Annotated in this window: 18 protein-coding genes and 1 pseudogene; 9 read left to right on the plus strand and 10 right to left on the minus strand. The window is 68.2% G+C overall.

Going from position 1 to position 15,709, the window contains the following annotated elements:
- The first annotated feature begins 31 nt into the window (after positions 1 to 31).
- The 5 genes from U0R18_RS14465 (at position 32) to U0R18_RS14485 (ending at position 3,189) form a co-directional block, all read left to right on the plus strand.
- Complete coding sequence (locus U0R18_RS14465) at positions 32 to 634, plus strand: restriction endonuclease (RefSeq protein WP_526369431.1); 603 nt, start codon at positions 32 to 34, stop codon at positions 632 to 634.
- Between the two features lie 31 nt (positions 635 to 665).
- Complete coding sequence (locus tag U0R18_RS14470; RefSeq protein ID WP_526369433.1) at positions 666 to 1,289, plus strand: TIGR03085 family metal-binding protein; 624 nt, start codon at positions 666 to 668, stop codon at positions 1,287 to 1,289.
- Between the two features lie 29 nt (positions 1,290 to 1,318).
- Positions 1,319 to 1,696 (plus strand): hypothetical protein, encoded by a 378-nt coding sequence (locus U0R18_RS14475; RefSeq protein ID WP_526369435.1) that lies wholly within the window; start codon positions 1,319 to 1,321, stop codon positions 1,694 to 1,696.
- Positions 1,697 to 1,975: 279 nt separating this feature from the next.
- On the plus strand, positions 1,976 to 2,404 hold the full coding sequence (locus tag U0R18_RS14480) for an ATP-binding protein (RefSeq protein WP_526369437.1): 429 nt from the start codon (positions 1,976 to 1,978) through the stop codon (positions 2,402 to 2,404).
- Positions 2,405 to 2,466: 62 nt separating this feature from the next.
- On the plus strand, positions 2,467 to 3,189 hold the full coding sequence (locus tag U0R18_RS14485) for an RNA polymerase sigma factor SigF (protein ID WP_526369566.1): 723 nt from the start codon (positions 2,467 to 2,469) through the stop codon (positions 3,187 to 3,189).
- Here U0R18_RS14485 and U0R18_RS14490 read toward each other — a convergent pair.
- Entirely contained in the window at positions 3,145 to 3,531 is a 387-nt protein-coding gene (locus tag U0R18_RS14490; RefSeq protein ID WP_526369439.1) for an STAS domain-containing protein, read from the minus strand. The two genes, U0R18_RS14485 and U0R18_RS14490, sit on opposite strands and share 45 nt — an antisense overlap.
- A 182-nt stretch (positions 3,532 to 3,713) precedes the next feature.
- Between U0R18_RS14490 and U0R18_RS14495 the strand changes: the two genes are divergently transcribed.
- Complete coding sequence (locus U0R18_RS14495; protein WP_526369441.1) at positions 3,714 to 4,265, plus strand: nucleotidyltransferase family protein; 552 nt, start codon at positions 3,714 to 3,716, stop codon at positions 4,263 to 4,265.
- Here the strand turns inward: U0R18_RS14495 and U0R18_RS14500 are convergent.
- From U0R18_RS14500 to U0R18_RS14510, 3 genes are all read right to left on the minus strand, one after another.
- Positions 4,257 to 5,510, minus strand: a complete 1,254-nt coding sequence (locus U0R18_RS14500) for a PE-PPE domain-containing protein (protein WP_526369443.1) — start codon at positions 5,508 to 5,510, stop codon at positions 4,257 to 4,259. The two genes, U0R18_RS14495 and U0R18_RS14500, sit on opposite strands and share 9 nt — an antisense overlap.
- Before the next feature lie 316 nt (positions 5,511 to 5,826).
- Positions 5,827 to 6,804 (minus strand): malate dehydrogenase, encoded by a 978-nt coding sequence (locus U0R18_RS14505; RefSeq protein WP_526369445.1) that lies wholly within the window; start codon positions 6,802 to 6,804, stop codon positions 5,827 to 5,829.
- 14 nt (positions 6,805 to 6,818) lie between these two features.
- The gene (locus tag U0R18_RS14510; protein ID WP_526369447.1) at positions 6,819 to 7,130 is read right to left on the minus strand and encodes a hypothetical protein; all 312 of its coding nucleotides are present in this window, start codon (positions 7,128 to 7,130) and stop codon (positions 6,819 to 6,821) included.
- Between the two features lie 25 nt (positions 7,131 to 7,155).
- Between U0R18_RS14510 and U0R18_RS14515 the strand changes: the two genes are divergently transcribed.
- The gene (locus tag U0R18_RS14515) at positions 7,156 to 7,878 is read left to right on the plus strand and encodes an SDR family oxidoreductase (RefSeq protein WP_526369449.1); all 723 of its coding nucleotides are present in this window, start codon (positions 7,156 to 7,158) and stop codon (positions 7,876 to 7,878) included.
- A 91-nt stretch (positions 7,879 to 7,969) separates the two neighbouring features.
- Here U0R18_RS14515 and U0R18_RS14520 read toward each other — a convergent pair whose 3' ends face one another.
- The 4 genes from U0R18_RS14520 to U0R18_RS14535 form a co-directional block, all read right to left on the minus strand.
- Complete coding sequence (locus U0R18_RS14520) at positions 7,970 to 9,766, minus strand: acetyl/propionyl/methylcrotonyl-CoA carboxylase subunit alpha (protein ID WP_526369451.1); 1,797 nt, start codon at positions 9,764 to 9,766, stop codon at positions 7,970 to 7,972.
- A 268-nt stretch (positions 9,767 to 10,034) separates the two neighbouring features.
- Positions 10,035 to 10,451, minus strand: a complete 417-nt coding sequence (locus tag U0R18_RS14525) for a SufE family protein (RefSeq protein WP_526369453.1) — start codon at positions 10,449 to 10,451, stop codon at positions 10,035 to 10,037.
- An 85-nt stretch (positions 10,452 to 10,536) separates the two neighbouring features.
- Positions 10,537 to 11,421: a sulfurtransferase gene (locus U0R18_RS14530; protein WP_526369455.1), complete on the minus strand. Its 885-nt coding sequence runs from the start codon at positions 11,419 to 11,421 to the stop codon at positions 10,537 to 10,539.
- A 108-nt stretch (positions 11,422 to 11,529) separates the two neighbouring features.
- Positions 11,530 to 11,922 carry a hypothetical protein gene (locus tag U0R18_RS14535; protein WP_526369457.1) on the minus strand — a complete coding sequence of 131 codons (393 nt, stop codon included), beginning with the start codon at positions 11,920 to 11,922 and terminating at the stop codon, positions 11,530 to 11,532.
- 255 nt (positions 11,923 to 12,177) lie between these two features.
- Between U0R18_RS14535 and U0R18_RS14540 the strand changes: the two genes are divergently transcribed.
- Positions 12,178 to 13,977: an alpha/beta hydrolase gene (locus U0R18_RS14540; RefSeq protein ID WP_526369459.1), complete on the plus strand. Its 1,800-nt coding sequence runs from the start codon at positions 12,178 to 12,180 to the stop codon at positions 13,975 to 13,977.
- Positions 13,978 to 14,074: 97 nt separating this feature from the next.
- The gene (locus U0R18_RS14545; protein WP_526369461.1) at positions 14,075 to 14,548 is read left to right on the plus strand and encodes an LppA family lipoprotein; all 474 of its coding nucleotides are present in this window, start codon (positions 14,075 to 14,077) and stop codon (positions 14,546 to 14,548) included.
- Positions 14,549 to 14,920: 372 nt separating this feature from the next.
- Here U0R18_RS14545 and U0R18_RS14550 read toward each other — a convergent pair whose 3' ends face one another.
- Together U0R18_RS14550 and U0R18_RS14555 are read right to left on the minus strand one after the other, a co-directional pair.
- A complete protein-coding gene (locus U0R18_RS14550) occupies positions 14,921 to 15,550 on the minus strand; it encodes a Maf family protein (RefSeq protein ID WP_526369463.1) in 630 nt (209 codons plus the stop codon).
- 7 nt (positions 15,551 to 15,557) lie between these two features.
- Positions 15,558 to 15,709, minus strand: a pseudogene (locus tag U0R18_RS14555) (acyl-CoA carboxylase subunit epsilon); the annotation flags it as partial.

Consider the following 15,709-nt stretch of genomic DNA (forward strand, 5'->3'; position numbering starts at 1 on the left):
ACTGTCGGGGGACACCCCTAACATCAGTCCCGTGAGACGGGCATACCTGGTCGCGGGTCTTGTTGCCGCCGTGGCGGTATGCGCGACGGGTGCCGGCTGGCCCTGGGCGTTGGCGGCATTCGTGCTGACACCGATGCTGCCGATGTTCGTCAAGGGCGCCTGGACGGGTGTGCGGACGCCGTCGCGTCGCGAGGACGCCGCCGGCCGCGCCGAGGTGATGTCGGGCACGCAGTTCGAGGACTACGTCGCCAACGTCGCCCGCGGCTGCGGCCTGCCGGTGATCATGACGCCGCTCTCGGGTGATTGGGGGGTCGACCTCATTGTCGGGTCGCGGCCGAATCGCCTTGCTGTGCAATGTAAACGGTCGGCCCGGCCGGTCGGGCCGGCGGCCGTGCAGGAGGTGGTCGCCGGCGCGCCGATGCAGGACTGCGCGCAGACCATGGTCGTCACCAACAACGAGTTCACGCCGGCGGCTCGTGCTCTGGCCGATCTGCACGGCTGTCATCTGGTCACCGGTGGGCAGCTGCCGCAGTTGCGTGCCCTACTGCGCGGTGTCGTCCCGCGATCTGTTCCGCGTCCTGTGCGACAAAGTGCGAGTAGACCGCGCACTGAGCGCAGAACAGATCGGAGATGAGGGAACCCCAGGCCCACGTATCGTGGGGGCTATGTCCGCAGCCCGACACGAACGCGCCGCGTTGATCGCCACCCTGCGCGACGCCGGCCCCGACGCCCCGACCCTCTGCGAGGGCTGGACCACGAAGGACCTCGTCGCGCACATGGTGGTCCGCGAACACCGCCTCGACGCCGCCCCCGGCATCCTGGTCCCGGCGCTGGCCGACTACACGGCCAAGGTGCAGAACCGGGTGGCCGCCGAGACCGACTGGGACGAGCTGCTGGCCAAGCTGGCCGCCGGCCCGCCGCTGTATTCACCGCTGAAGCTGCTCGACCCGGTGGCCAACATGCACGAGATGTTCGTCCACCACGAGGACGTCCGCCGCGCCGTGCCGGGCTGGCAGCCGAGAGCACTCGACCCCGCCACCGTCGCCGCGTTGCGCCGGCCGCTGCCGGTGTTCGTCCGGTTGGGGATGGCCAAGATGCCCGGCCGGGTGTCGCTGCGCACCCCGGACGGCAAGACGCTGGCCACCGCGGGGCGCGGCCCGGCGGTGACCATCACCGGCGACGTGCCCGAGCTGCTGATGTTCGCCTTCGGTCGCAACGAGGTCCACGCCGACTTCGCGGGTGACCCGGACACCGTCGCCGCGGTCAAGGGTGCCCCGCGCGGCGTTTGATTTACCCCGCGACGGGGGACAATGACGGAATGAGTCGGTACTCCACGCCGACGCGCGGCAACCCCTTCGATCGCGCGCAGGGCCGGTCCGCCACCAAGTGGGCGGCGTGGTTCGCCGTGATCGGCACGGCGCTCCTGATCGTGGCGGCACTGTCGGTTCATAGCTGTGGTGTCGAAATCGACGCGGACACGGCGGCGTGCGGCCGGGTGGAGCGAACATTGCTGGGCCTGGCCGCCCCGATCACCCTCGGCATCGGCACGATCGGTGCGTTCATCCGGACCTATCGGATCTGGCGCGCGGACGGCGTGTGGTGGGCGTGGCAGGGCGCCGGCTGGTTCCTGCTGACGCTGACGCTGTTCACCCTGACGATGGGTTTTCCGCCGATTGCCGGTCTGGGCAGCGGATAGCCCTGGGCTGCAGCAGGGTTCAGCGTCGCTCGTCCAGATCGCCGGGGACGTCCTGCTGCTGCTCCTGCCAGTCGGCGGAGTCGCTCTCCAATGGCGGATCCTCGTCGTCGGAAGCGCTGTCCAAGGGTTCGGTCATGGCCCGAAGATACCTTGGTCCCGTTGACGTTTGGCGCCCGCCCAAACGTGGGTATTAGGGCGCACACAATGAATTCAATGCGCACACCTGAACCCCCGATTCGCTGGGGTACCCTCGGGTCGATATCGCCGAGAGGGCAGTACATGTCGAACGCCATGAGTGCGCGCAGTCCGAGGTCCGTCGAGGTTCGGGTCGCGGCCCAGCTGGAGAACCTCGCCGTGGTCCGTACCGTCATCGGTGCCCTGGCCACCTTCGAGGATCTCGACCTGGACGCGGTGGCCGACCTGCGGCTGGCCGTCGACGAGGCGTGTACCCGGGTGATGAAGGCCACCACCCCGGACAGTGTGCTCGTCGTGGTGGTCGACCCGCGGCCCGGCGAGCTGGTGGTCGACGTATGCGCAGCTTCGGAGCTGGATGTCGAGGAGGTGCTGGCGCACGGCAGCTTCAGCTGGCATGTCCTGACATCGCTGACCGACGACGTCCAGGTGTTCAACGACGGCATCGAACTCGGCGGGGCAGGGCCCGTGGTGGGTATCTCCTTGACGAGCAGGCGAGCGAGCTCCGCGCGGTGAGCGTTCCCGCGTCGCGCGGACGGTCCGGCAGATCGACCTCCGAGTACGCCGATGTCCCGGCCATGTTCCGGGAATTGGCGGAGCTGACGGAGGACACCGCGCCGTTCCAGCGTCAGCGCGACAGGATCGTCGAACGCTGCCTGCCGCTGGCCGATCACATCGCCCGCCGGTTCGACGGCCGCGGCGAGCCCCGCGACGACCTGGTTCAGGTGGCCCGCGTCGGGCTGGTCAATGCTGTGATCCGGTTCGACGTCAATGCCGGTTCGGATTTCGTGTCATTCGCGGTGCCCACCATCATGGGCGAGGTCCGTCGGCATTTCCGGGACAACAGCTGGTCGGTGAAGGTGCCTCGGCGGCTCAAGGAGCTGCATCTGCGGCTGGGCACGGCCACCGCGGAGCTCTCGCAGCGGCTGGGCCGCGCGCCGACGGCCACCGAGCTGGCCCTGGAACTCGAGATGGATCGCGACGAGGTGGTCGAGGGTCTGGTGGCCGGCAGCTCGTACAACACGTTGTCGATCGACAGCGGTGGTGGTGGCGACGACGACTCGCCCGCGATTGCCGACACATTGGGCGACGTGGATCTGGCGCTGGATCAGATCGAGAACCGGGAGTCGCTGCGGCCGCTGCTCGAGTCGCTCTCGGAGCGTGAGCGCACGGTGCTGGTGCTGCGGTTCTTCGAGAACATGACGCAGACGCAGATCGCCGAACGCGTCGGGGTGTCACAGATGCATGTGTCGCGGCTACTGGCGCGTGCGCTCGGCCGGCTGCGGGACCAGCTGGAGTGATCTGACGGCCAGCGGCCGGCGGTTGGGATCGCAGATGTTGAGGACGCGATGCACGGCCGGGCCGGCCACCAGCATCCACGTGGTTCCCGTGCGATTGCAATGCGAGCGCAGGTCCTGGATCGCCGAATAGCCTTCGACGGCAAGGAATTTCAGCTTCGACAGGTCGACCGTCAACCGATTTCCTGCGCTGGCATGCTCTTTGGCGTAGGTGATGAAGTCGGGGATGCCCGCCGCGTCGAGTTCGCCGTTGACGACGACGATGGTGCCGCCGGCGTCATGGAGCGCGGACAGGAAGATGCCGTGGCGCTGCGTCACGCGCGGCGCCGGCAGGGTTGCGGACATGGGTGGACTCCGTCTGTCGAAGCTGGGTTCGTACGTTCGGGTCCGTCAGGGTGCTCGGGTGTTGAAGACCGTAACGGCATCCGGGGCTGTGAGCTCAACCGTGATATCGACCATACGCTCCGTGTCGAACAAATGCACCAATCTGGTCCCTCGCGTGCCCTGGCCGATATGATCGCGTCCTGATGACTCGGATGACGGGGCCGGTGGGCATCGTGTTGGCGGCGGGCTCTGGAACCCGGTTCGGCATGCCCAAAGTTCTTGCTGCTGACTGGCTTTCGCGGGCCGTCGACGCCCTGAGTGTCGGCGGCTGCGCGGAAGTGGTCGTGGTTCTGGGCGCCGCTGTGGTGGACGTTCCGGCGCGCGCTCGCGCTGTGATCGCCGCGGACTGGGCCGACGGGATGGCGGCGTCACTGCGGGCCGGCCTGCGGGAAATCGCCGGTGGCGGTGGCGATCCGGCCGTGGTGCACGTCGTCGACACCCCCGACGTGACGGGCGACGTGGTGGCTCGGGTGCTGGCCGCGGTCGGTGAATCGGGTCTGGCGCGGGCGGTCTTCGACGGCCGGCCGGGCCATCCGGTGGTGATCGCGCGCCGGCACTGGCCCGAGCTGATCGAGACCCTGCACGGCGATCAGGGCGCGCGCGGCTTCCTCGCCGGTCGCGACGACGTCGTGGCGGTCGAATGTCAAGATCTGGCGTCCGGTATCGATATCGATACCGCGCCGCCGTCAGTCTGACGAGGAGTCGGACGCGGTGGATGCCGTGACGTGCTGGGCGCTCGGGTCGCCGGCCGACGCGTTGTCGGTGGATGCCTTGTCGGTCGACGCGTTGTCGGTCGACGCCGTCGGGGTGGCATCGGCGTCGTCGTCCGAGGTGGTCTGGGCGGCGCGGTGGCGACCCACGTATCCGTCGTCGTCCTGATCGGATGCCTCGGTCGTGGAAGCCTGCTCGGGCTCCGCGTCGGCCTCGGATTCGGAGTCGAAGTCGGAGGCCTTGGGGGCCTCGGTCGAGGGGTTGGTCGTCTGCGCGGTGCCGACCGAGGCGTCTGAGGTGACCTTTTCGACGGCAAGGGCTTTGGCCGCCTGAACGGGCTGTTCGACGGTCTCCGTAGGGGCTTGGTCCTTGGTGTCGTCGGGCTGGGCCTTCTGGTCGGAGACCAGGGCGGCTGCCGTCACCGACGCGGCCGCGGCCAGGTCCGCCGCGGGCTTGGCATCGAGCGCTGTCGCCGCGGAGACACCGTGCAGTGCGTCGTCAACGGCCTTCTGTGCCTTGACCGGATCGGTGATGATGTTCGGGTAGTCGCGGTCGTAGGCCGAGTCGATGATCTCTTTGAGCGGCGCGTTGAAGAAGTCGGCGATGAAGCCCAGGCCCACCCAGCGCAGCGGCTCCAGCAGCGGCACATTCGGCGTGCGGACCAGCACGTAGGTGGTGTTGCCTTCCTGCCACACCAGCTTTTCGTCGTTCACCAGATCGACGGAGCCGTAGTTGGTGTGGATGAACCAGAAGCCCGCTATCTGATTCGCCCAGGCGACGATGTTCCCCATGTCGCTGGGGGTGTCGGCCGCGCCGTCATATTCGCGGGCGATGTCCAGCACGGTGTACTGGCTGCCCGGGGTTGTCGTGGTGCTGGGGTAGAGCCACCACGACCCGCCGTATTTGCGCTTCGCATTTCCGGTCAGGATGAAGTTCAGGTCGCTGGCTGATGGGGCATCGGCGTCGTGGGCATGCGCGGTCAGCCACCGCGTGGCCACGGCCGCGCCCAGGGAATACCCCCAGACGGTGGTCGGTGTGGTGACGTCGTTCAGTGTGTCCGTGAGCGACTGTGCGCCCCAGTCGACGCTCATGTCGCCCCAGAGGTAGGGGTACGTCAGGTCGCTACAGGTGTTGCCGCTGGCCTGGTCGCAGATCGCGCCGTCCAGCGTCGTGTCGATGGGCCATGGGATGCCGCCCCGGAGCGTGTAAACCTTGCTGGCCAGGGACACGGGCGCATCGTGGACGGGGGCCGGGGCCGGGACTGTGGCCTGCACGCCAGCAAAGGTCGAGCTGACGACCATGGTTCCGGCCGCGAGGACTTTGCCTAGCTGGAGGGGGTTGCTTCGCTCGGTGAGCGAACTCCGCGGAACATCCACCTCAATGGCGTGACGCATTTGACCCCCCTTGTTGACCCGGCCGGGATGACGATAGCAAATAGTTGCTGAGATTCAATCACCAAGTGGCCAGCAAAGGGTCGTTTTGTTGCCCAGCGATGGCTGACGTACGGTTTCGGGGTCTCCGGACGTACGTTGCTGAGCGGTCGCGCTACAAGAGGCCCAGGGCCGCGACGGCGTCACGCTCGGAACGCAATTCGGCCACGGAGGCCTCGATGCGGGTGCGCGAGAACTCGTTGACGTCCAGACCCTCGATGATTTCCCAGCGGCCGTCCACCGATCGGCACGGGAACGAGCACACCAGGCCCTCGTCGACGCCGTAGACGCCGGGAGAGGGCAGCGCGACGGATGTCCACGACGTGCCGTGCACCCAGTCGTCGATGTGGTCGATGGCCCCGTTGGCCGCCGACGCCGCCGACGACGTCCCGCGGGCCTCGATGATCGCGGTGCCGCGTCGGGCCACCGTCGGGATGAAATCGTCTGTGAGCCAATGGGTGTCGGCGGCATAGTCGGCCCCGGAGCGGCCCGCCACGACGGCGTGGAAGATGTCGGGGTACTGGGTGGGGGAGTGATTGCCCCAGATGGTCATCCGCGAGATCTCGGTGACGGGCACCCGCGCATGACGGGCCAGGGCGGCGACGGCCCGGTTGTGATCCAGCCGCGTCAGCGCGGTGAACCGGTCGGCGGGGATGTCGGGGGCGTGCGCGGAGGCCACCAGGGCGTTGGTGTTCGCGGGGTTGCCCACCACCAGAACCCGAATGTCTTCCGCGGCACCGGCATTCAGTGCCTGCCCGGACACCGAGAAGATTTCGGCGTTGGCGGACAACAGATCTGCGCGTTCCATGCCCTTGCTGCGCGGCCGCGCACCGATCAGCAGCGCGACGTTCACCCCGTCGAAGGCCTTCACCGGGTCGTCGTGGATCTCGGTGGACGCCAGCAGCGGGAAGGCGCCGTCGTCGAGTTCCATCACCACGCCTTCGGCCGCGCGCACCGCCGAGGGCAGTTCGAGCAGTCGCAGCGCCACCGGGGTGTCGTGGCCGAGCATGGCTCCGGCGGCGATGCGGAACAGTGCGGCGTAACCGATCTGGCCGGCGGCGCCGGTGACGGTGACGGTGACGGGCGTCGGCATGGCGCTCCTAGCTCCTATAGCGAGTCGGCGAACCTGCGAACGGCGCCGGCGGCGGTCTGCACGGCGTCGTCGTGGCCCTGGCGGGCCTGCGATTCGATCATTCCGGTCGACGGCGCCAGAGTCACCACTCCGAGCAGTTCTCCCGTTGTGGGTTCGCACACAGCCCACGTGTAGAGCGCGTCGCGCGTCCAGCCCTCGAGTGCGCTCGGGACGTAGCCGGCCGCGGTGATGCCGAGGTCGGCCAGCGCGGGCCGGTCGTCGATGCGTTCGTCGGCGCGCAGCGCGCGCAGATACCAGGATCCGGCGTTGATCTCGATGGGTTCCACCGCGACAGCGTGCCATGCTCGATGCATGAAGGTTGTGGTGTTCGGAGCCGGTGGATTCATTGGGACCAAGGTCGTCGACATGCTGACGCGCGAGGGCGAGCAGGTGGTGGCGGCGTCGCGGCGCTCGGGCGTCGACGTGCTCACCGGAGCCGGTCTGGCGAAGGCGCTGGCGGGTGCCGACGCCGTCGTCGATGCGACCAACGCGCCGTCCTTCGATCCCGACGAGTTGCGGGAGTTCTTCAACAAAGGCACCACCAACATGGTGACCGCCGCGAAGCATGCCGGGGTGAAGCATTTCGTCGAGCTGTCGATCGTGGGCACCGACGGGCTGCCGGACAGTCCGTATCTGAGTGCCAAGGCCGCCCAGGAGAGGGTGATCACCAGATCGGTGCTGCCGTACACGATCGTGCGCGCCACGCAGTTCCATGAATTCGCCGGCACGATCGTGGATTCGCTGACCGACGGGGACGACGTCCGGGTGCCCGACGCCCTGATCCAGCCGATCGCCGGCGATGAGGTGGCGGCGTTCCTGGCGGAGGTCGCGGTGGAGGCACCCCGTAATCACGTCGTGAACATCGGCGGTCCGGAGAAGTTGTCGTTCGCCGATCTGGCGCGCGCGGTGGTGGCACGTCGGCACGGCGAACAGTCGGTGGCGGTCGACGCGAACGCGCGTTATTTCGGCGCGCGACTTCGACAGGACAGTCTGGTCACCGAACCCGGGGCGATGCTGGGCAGCATCGAGTTCTGACGGCGCCCCCACCGGATCTGTTCTGCAGTCTCTGCGACGTCTACTCGCACAACGTCGCAGCTGTTGCAGAACAGATCCGAAAAGGGGGGAGTTAGTCCTTCAGCTCCGCGATGACGGTGCCCTGGGTGATGGCGGCGCCCGGCTCGACGGCCAGGCCCGTGACGGTGCCGTCCTTGTGGGCGGTCACCGGGTTCTCCATCTTCATGGCCTCCAGCACGACGATGAGGTCGCCGGCCGAAACCTGTTGTCCCTCTTCGACGGCCACCTTGACGACAGTGCCCTGCATGGGCGCGGTGACGGAGTCACCGGAGGCCGCCGCGCCGCCGCCGCGAGCCCGCTTGCGGGCCTTGGGCTTCTTGCGGATGGCCCCGTGCTCGGGTCCGGCGCCGCCGCCGATGGCCATGTCGCCGGGCAGCGAGACCTCGAGGCGACGGCCGCCCACCTCGACGACGACGGTCTGCCGCGGGGTGGCCTCTTCCTCGTCGACGGCTCCGCCGCCGGTGAAGGGCTCGACGGTGTTGTCCCACTCGGTCTCGATCCAGCGGGTGTGGACCGAGAAGCCGTCCGCGTTGCCGATGAAGGCCGGGTCGCTGACGACCGCACGGTGGAACGGGATGACGGTGGCGAGGCCCTCGACATTGAATTCCGCGAGAGCCCGGCGTGAGCGGTCGAGGGCCTCGTCGCGGGTGGCGCCGGTGACGATCAGCTTGGCCAGCATCGAGTCGAACTGGCCGCCGATGACCGAGCCGGTCTCGACGCCGGAGTCCAGGCGCACGCCGGCGCCGGTCGGCGGCTCGAACTTGGTGACGGGGCCGGGGGCGGGCAGGAAGCCGCGGCCGGCGTCCTCGCCGTTGATCCGGAATTCGATGCTGTGGCCGCGGGGCTCGGGATCCTCGGTGATGTCGAGCTTCTCGCCCTCGGCGATGCGGAACTGCTGGCGCACCAGGTCCAGGCCGGAGGTCTCTTCGGTGACGGGGTGTTCCACCTGCAGGCGGGTGTTGACCTCGAGGAAGCTGATCAGGCCGTCCTGGCCGACCAGGTATTCCACGGTGCCGGCGCCGTAGTAGCCGGCTTCCTTGCAGATGCGCTTGGCGGACTCGTGGATCTCCTTGCGCTGCGCGTCGCTCAGGAACGGCGCGGGCGCTTCCTCGACGAGCTTCTGGAACCGGCGCTGCAGGGAGCAGTCGCGGGTGCCGGCGACGACGACGTTGCCGTGCTTGTCGGCGATCACCTGGGCCTCGACGTGGCGCGGCTTGTCCAGGTAGCGCTCGACGAAGCACTCGCCGCGACCGAAGGCGGCGACGGCCTCGCGGGTGGCCGACTCGAACAGTTCGGGGATCTCTTCGATGGTGCGGGCGACCTTCATGCCGCGTCCGCCGCCGCCGAACGCGGCCTTGATGGCCACGGGGACGCCGTACTGCTGGGCGAACGCGACGACCTCGTCGGCGTCCTTGACCGGGTCGGGGGTGCCGGGCACCAGGGGGGCCTCGGCGCGGGCGGCGATGTGGCGGGCGGTGACCTTGTCGCCGAGGTCGCGGATGGACTGCGGGGACGGCCCGATCCAGATCAGTCCGGCGTCGAGGACGGCCTGGGCGAAGTCGGCATTCTCCGAGAGGAAGCCGTAGCCGGGGTGCACGGCGTTGGCGCCGGACTTGTCGGCGGCGTCGAGCAGCTTGGCGAAGTCGAGGTAGGACTCGGCGGAGGTCTGGCCGCCCAGCGCGAAGGCCTCGTCGGCGAGCCGCACGTGGGGCGCGTCGGCGTCGGGCTCGGCGTAGACGGCCACGCTCTCGAGGCCGGCATCCTTGGCCGCACGGATCACTCGAACCGCGATCTCACCGCGGTTGGCGACGAGCACCTTCGAGATCTTCTCGTTGGCGTGACTGGCCACTGCGCCTCCTGAGGCTGGGTCTCTAAGAATCGGTCTTAAACAAACTATCCCGGGCAGTTTATGTGGCGCGAATCGGCACGCTGTGGCGGGTATCCCTTACTCGCCGGTAACCCGCGCCGGGGCGCGCTCTGGCGCTCGCCGATGGTCACGGCCGTCGCTCCGGTACCTCGGTGGGAGCGGGTTCGACGTTACTAATTCCGATCTGTTCAGCGGCCAGTGCGGGATCCACTCGACGTTTCTCGCAGCCCGCGCTGAACAGATGCGGGAATCAGCTCTCGCGCAGGCGGCGCTTGATCCGCGTGAGCATGGCCGACATGCCGCGCAGCCGCAGGGGGCTGATCAGCTTGGCCAGACCCAGCTCGGCGTAGAAGTCGTCGGGCACGGCCAGGATGTCGGCGCGGGACTGGCCGTCGAGCCCGGTCGCGAGGATGGACGCGAAGCCGCGGGTGGTGGGCGCCTCGGGCGGCGCGCTGAAATACAGCCGGACATGGTCGGGGTCGTCGGCGTCGACGTGGAGGAACAGCGGCGACTGGCATTCGGGCACCGGTTCCATGGCGGCTTCCTCGAGCCACGACGGCAGGTCGGGCAGGTCCTGGGAGAACTCCAGCAGCAGCGCCAGCTTGTCCTGACCGTCGACGTCAGCGAAGTCGGCGACCACCTCGGCCAACGGAGCGGGGACGCTCACCGACCCGCTCCCCGATCTGTTCTGCGGCCTGTGCGAGATTCACTCGAACTTTCTCGCAGCCACCGCTGAACAGATGGAAGGGGTTTCATACAGAGCCCGGTTCTTCACCCGCCACGATGGGCACCCGCACGGTGTTGCCCCATTCGGTCCACGAACCGTCGTAGTTGCGCACGCCGGGCACGCCGAGCAGATGGGTCAGGACGAACCAGGTGTGGCTGGACCGCTCGCCGATGCGGCAGTAGGCGATGACGGGGGTGCCGTCGGTGGCGAAGGCGTAGATCTCGTCGAGTTCCTTGCGGCTGCGGAATCGGCCGCTGTCGTCGGCGGCGCGGGCCCACGGCACCGAGACGGCGGTGGGGATGTGCCCACCGCGCAGTGCGCCCTCTTCGGGATAGTCCGGCATGTGGGTGCGTTCGCCGGTGTACTCCTGCGGCGAGCGGACGTCGATCAGCGTGTTGGTGCCCAGGGTGCTCAGGACGTCCTCGCGGTAGGCGCGGATGGGGGCGTCATTGCGTTCGACGACGGGGTAGCCCGATGTGGGTTTCGACGGCACGTCCAGGGTGGTGTCGCGGTGATCGGAGATCCACAGATCGCGACCGCCGTTGAGCAGCCGGACGTCCTCGTGGCCGAACAGGGTGAACACCCACAGGGCGTAGGCGGCCCACCAGTTGCTCTTGTCGCCGTAGATCACGACGGTGTCGTCGCGGCGAATTCCCTTGCGGTTCATCAGTTCTGCGAACTGTTCGCCGGTGATGTAGTCGCGCACGTTCGGGTCGTTGAGGTCGGTGTGCCAGTCGATCTTGACGGCACCGGGAATGTGCCCGATGTCGTAGAGCAGGACGTCCTCGTCGGACTCGACGATGGCCAGGCCGGGGGTGCCCAGATGCGCCGACAGCCAGTCGGCGGTGACGAGGCGCTCGGGGTGGGCGTAGTCCTTCAGGACGGGGCTGGGGTCTGCGGGAAGCGGCACCCGGCCAGCCTACCGGGGACGACGGGAGCGGCGGTGGCCGAACGTGGTGGGGGCCGACGCCGCCCCGGCGTGGTCTCGGAGCGGCGTCGGTGATTCCAGCTCTGGGGGTCAGTGCGGCAGGAACCAGCAGATCGGGTGGATCAGGTCGCGGATCTGGCCGCCGCACCAGCCCGCGCCCGCGGGCGGTTGCCAGCCGGTCGGGTTGGTCCAGCCCGGTGGGGGTTCCCAGCCCTGCGGCGGTTGCCAACCCTGCTGCGGGTAACCGTCGTTCCAGCCGGCCCCCCACTCGGGGTGGTGCCACTCGGCCGGGGCGCCCGGCGGCCTACCGGGGCCGGGCTCACCGGGATGGCCGGGTTGGCCCCATTGCGGGCCCCACTGGCTGATGCCGGTGCCACCGCCCAGCGGTTCGGCCGACGCGGCGGCGGGCAGTGCCAGCGTGCCCACCATCGCGGCGCTGGCCGCGGCGAGGGTGAATACGCCTGTTGATCGAATGTGCTTCATGAGCCCTGTCCTTCCTGGCAATTCGAGCTCGGTACTGACACTTCGGACGTTAGGGAGACAAGCTATGGCCGGGTGGGGTGCGGGCTTTGTCCCCGTTAGGGATCAGGTGTGGATCTGCTGGACGGGGAACTTCCTGTAATCGATTGCCGCTCAGACACGTTCGTGAATTTCTGCCGGTAACTGGCGTGGTCGGCGGCGCTGCTGGTACACATGTTCGAGCAGCTGGTGGCGTGCGGGAGGAGGGCTTGACCGGTCGTGACACTGACGGTCGCCGATATCGAACGCTGGGACGCGGGTTCGGTCCGCGAGGTTTTCCATGCGGCGACCAGCCGTGCCCAAGCGGCCGCCGATGCCGCCAACGGGTTGGCCACCCTGCCGGCCTTCGAGACGTGGGGCGGGGTGGCCGCCGAGGCGGCCAAGGAGGCGATCGGCAAGACGCGCCGTGATCTGGACGCCCATGGTCGTGAGGCGCAGGCGGTGGCCAACGCGGCCCGCAGTGCCGCTGATGAGATCGAGCAGATCAAGTCGGACCTGGCCTCGCTGAAGGCGGATGCGGAATCCCTTGGGATGGAGATCGATTCGGTGTCCGGGCGGGTGCTGCCCGGTCGGTCGGTCCGCAACCCGATGGAGGCGCTGCTCAAGGAGGAGCAGTTGCAGCCGCGGCTGGACAAGATCGTCGCGCACGCCAACGCGGTGGATGCGGCGCTGGCCAATGCGATTCGCATGGCCGACGGTTCGGTGCCGATTCCCGATGCGGGCTTGAACAAGCCGATGCTGGATCAGCCGCTGCCCGAAGATCCCAAGGAGTTCACGAAGTTCTGGAACAGCCTGTCCAGGGAGCAGAAGGACTACCTGTACAACAAGGATCACAACGTCGGCAATCATCCGGGAATGCCCGCCGGGGACGACGACCATCCCGGCGCGGACTTCTACAACCGGCTGAATCTGGCTGATCAGCTGCCCCGCGCACAGGCGGCGGCCGACCAGGCGGCCGCGCTGAGGGCCCAGCACCCCGATTGGGCCAACGGCCAGAACCTGCCGCGCAACGTCGCCGACGCCCAGGAGTACGCGGCGTGGCAGCGGCAGTACACCGCGGCGCTCAACGGCTCGAAGTACCTGGCCGATCTGCAGGCGGTCAACAAGGCGGTGGCCAACAACCCGGATCGCAAACTACTGCTGCTGGACACCCAGTCGGGCCGTCAGGCCCGCGCCGCGGTCGCCGTCGGCGATCCCGACAACGCCGACCATGTGTCGGTCACCGCGCCCGGGCTGAACACCACGGTGCACGGAGCGATCACGGGAATGGCCGACGAGGCCATGCACGCCCGGCAGGAGGCGCTGCGGCAGCTCGACGCCGCGGGGCGCGGCAACGAGACGGTGGCGTCCATCGCGTGGATCGGTTACGACCCGCCGCAGGTTCCCGGCACCGACGACATCGGCGGCTCGCTGGCGGGTGGCTGGGAAGTCAGCCACGACGACGTGGCCAAGGCCGGTGCCGTGGACCTCGCGCGGTTCTACGACGGCATCAACGCGGCCCATGGTTCTCGACCGCTGGATCTGACCGCGATCGGGCACTCGTACGGATCGCTCACCACCGGGCTGGCCCTGCAGGTGCCGGGGGATCATGGGGTGGACAACGCGCTGTTCTACGGCTCCCCGGGCATCGAGGCCCGCGTGCCGAGCGATCTTCATCTGCAGCCCGGCCATGTCTTCACCATGGAGACACCGGATGATCCGATTCAATGGGTCTATGACGGGCCGCCGATCGCAAAGGGGTTGGCGCCGTTGGTCCCGGGACTGGGCCCGTTGCTCACCGGTGGTCTGTTGGCCGGTGATCTCACCGGGGCCGGGGATTTCGGGCCGAACCCGGCCACCAACCCGAACTTCACGCACCTGGCGACCGGCACTGTCCCCGGGCCCGACGGGCACACCTGGTATGCGGCCAGTGGTCACAGTGACTACCCGCGCTGGGACAGTGCTCACAATCAGCTCTACACCACCGGATACAACATCGCCTCGGTCATCGCCGGCACGACGCCGATCCCGCAGAAATGAGTGAACCGCTATGACGCCGCACCGCCAACCGTCCAGACGTCGGCTTGTCGGCGTTCTTGGTTGCGCGGCAATCGTTTTAGCTACGACAGGATGTCACGTGACGAAAAATCCGTATCAGCCGACCGAACCGACCGACGCCACCAAGGCGGCGGAACAACTGAAATCGCTGCCGAGCCTGGAAGACACCCGGGCAAAGCTGGCGGCCACGATCGAGCAAGTGGGTCAACAGATTTCGGTGATCGCGGTGCAGGTGACGTGGTCGTGGCGGCGGGAGGACAGTCGCGGCGGCTGTGTGGCGCCGTTCGAGCAGTCGCAGGGGCAGGAGATCCTGCTCGCGAGTTACGTCTCCGATGTGCCGATCCCCGAACAACATTGGCAGCAGGCCCGCGATGCGGTGGCCCATGCCGCCGAGCAGCTCGGTCTGACCAGTGCCACGGTGTTCAAGGACGCACCGAACGATCATGACGTCCAGTACTCCAGCGACAGTGGAATGGTCCTACGGCTGGCATCGCAGAAGGCTGCGTTGTTGACCGGCAATACCGGGTGCCGGTTGCCGGCCAAGGAGCATTGATCGCGGCAGCCGCGACTATCGAGGTGCGGCGAGCAGCCGGCGGGTCACGGCTGCGGGTCCGGCGGCATCGGGATGCGGCCGTCGACCCAGAGTCCGTCGCCGGCGCGGCGGCATCCGATGTAGGCGGTGATCAGGCTGGCGTTGCGAGAACCGAACCGCAGTCGGCGGCCGTCCTCGCTGGTGAAGTCGACGTCGTAGTTGCCGGGTTTGTGCGCGGGGCCCTCCCGGTGCGGCCGTCGGGGTACTGCACGTCGCCCGGTCGGGGGTACTCCGAATGCCCCGATGGCGGCGGTTTCGTGCCCGACAGCGTTTGCGAGGCCCGACGGCAGATATGAAACCCCGCGTCGGTGCGTGGCGACGGGCCATGCCAGATCAGCCTGTCGTCGCCCAGATCTGCGAGACGTTGATGTCGAGAGTCGATAGCAGTTGCCGCAGTGTGGGCAGGCTCAGCCCGATGACGTTCGACGGGTTGCCTTCGATGGAGTCAACGAACCAACCGCCCAACCCGTCGAGGGTGAAGCCGCCGGCCACTGCCAACGGCTCACCGCTCGCGATGTAGGCGTCAAGGTCGACGTCGGACGGTGTGGCGAAATGGACTGTGGTGGAATCGGTTTCGGACACCACGCGAAGAGCAGCGTTGTCCGTCAGTCGAATGACGCAGTGCCCGGTCAGGAGCACGCCAGATCTTCCGGCCTGCGCTTGCCACTGTGCCCGCGCCGCCTCGGCGGTCCCGGGTTTGCCGCAGAGCTGACCGTCCAGCAGCAGCATCGAATCACAGCCGATGACAACGCAATCCACGGCCAGATCAGCCGGAACCTTGGATGCCACATCGTGTGCCTTGGCCTCGGCCAGCGCCAGCACCACCTCGGCCGGTGTACCGGGGTGCTCGGCGATGATGGCGTCTTCGTCGACACCCGACACGATCACGACGGGTTCGACACCGGCACTGCGCAGCACACCGAGGCGCCCGGTGGAAGCCGAGCCCAGGACCACCCGTGTCATGAAGTGGTCAACGCCGCAGGTGCGACCGCTCCAGCAACGTCACCCGCTGCCAGCTGGCGTAGGAGTACCGCAGCTTGTCGATGGGGTGCCCCCACATGTTGAGCTCCTGCGGGCCCGGGTGGTGTTGACCGCCGCCGGCCGCAGCGAGAACCGTTGCCA

Origin of the sequence: Mycobacterium sp. (genome assembly GCF_046330795.1) — a bacterium.
Taxonomy (GTDB): domain Bacteria; phylum Actinomycetota; class Actinomycetes; order Mycobacteriales; family Mycobacteriaceae; genus Mycobacterium.

Bases quoted from the DNA above. Each gene is read 5' to 3' on its own strand.
- U0R18_RS14470 (WP_526369433.1), top strand. From the start codon at position 666: ATGTCCGCAGCCCGACACGAACGCGCCGCGTTGATCGCCACCCTGCGC.
- U0R18_RS14475 (WP_526369435.1), top strand. From the start codon at position 1,319: ATGAGTCGGTACTCCACGCCGACGCGCGGCAACCCCTTCGATCGCGCG.
- U0R18_RS14480 (WP_526369437.1), top strand. From the start codon at position 1,976: ATGTCGAACGCCATGAGTGCGCGCAGTCCGAGGTCCGTCGAGGTTCGG.
- U0R18_RS14485 (WP_526369566.1), top strand. From the start codon at position 2,467: ATGTTCCGGGAATTGGCGGAGCTGACGGAGGACACCGCGCCGTTCCAG.
- U0R18_RS14490 (WP_526369439.1), bottom strand. From the start codon at position 3,531: ATGTCCGCAACCCTGCCGGCGCCGCGCGTGACGCAGCGCCACGGCATC.
- U0R18_RS14495 (WP_526369441.1), top strand. From the start codon at position 3,714: ATGACTCGGATGACGGGGCCGGTGGGCATCGTGTTGGCGGCGGGCTCT.
- U0R18_RS14505 (WP_526369445.1), bottom strand. From the start codon at position 6,804: ATGCCGACGCCCGTCACCGTCACCGTCACCGGCGCCGCCGGCCAGATC.
- U0R18_RS14515 (WP_526369449.1), top strand. From the start codon at position 7,156: ATGAAGGTTGTGGTGTTCGGAGCCGGTGGATTCATTGGGACCAAGGTC.
- U0R18_RS14535 (WP_526369457.1), bottom strand. From the start codon at position 11,922: ATGAAGCACATTCGATCAACAGGCGTATTCACCCTCGCCGCGGCCAGC.
- U0R18_RS14550 (WP_526369463.1), bottom strand. From the start codon at position 15,550: ATGACACGGGTGGTCCTGGGCTCGGCTTCCACCGGGCGCCTCGGTGTG.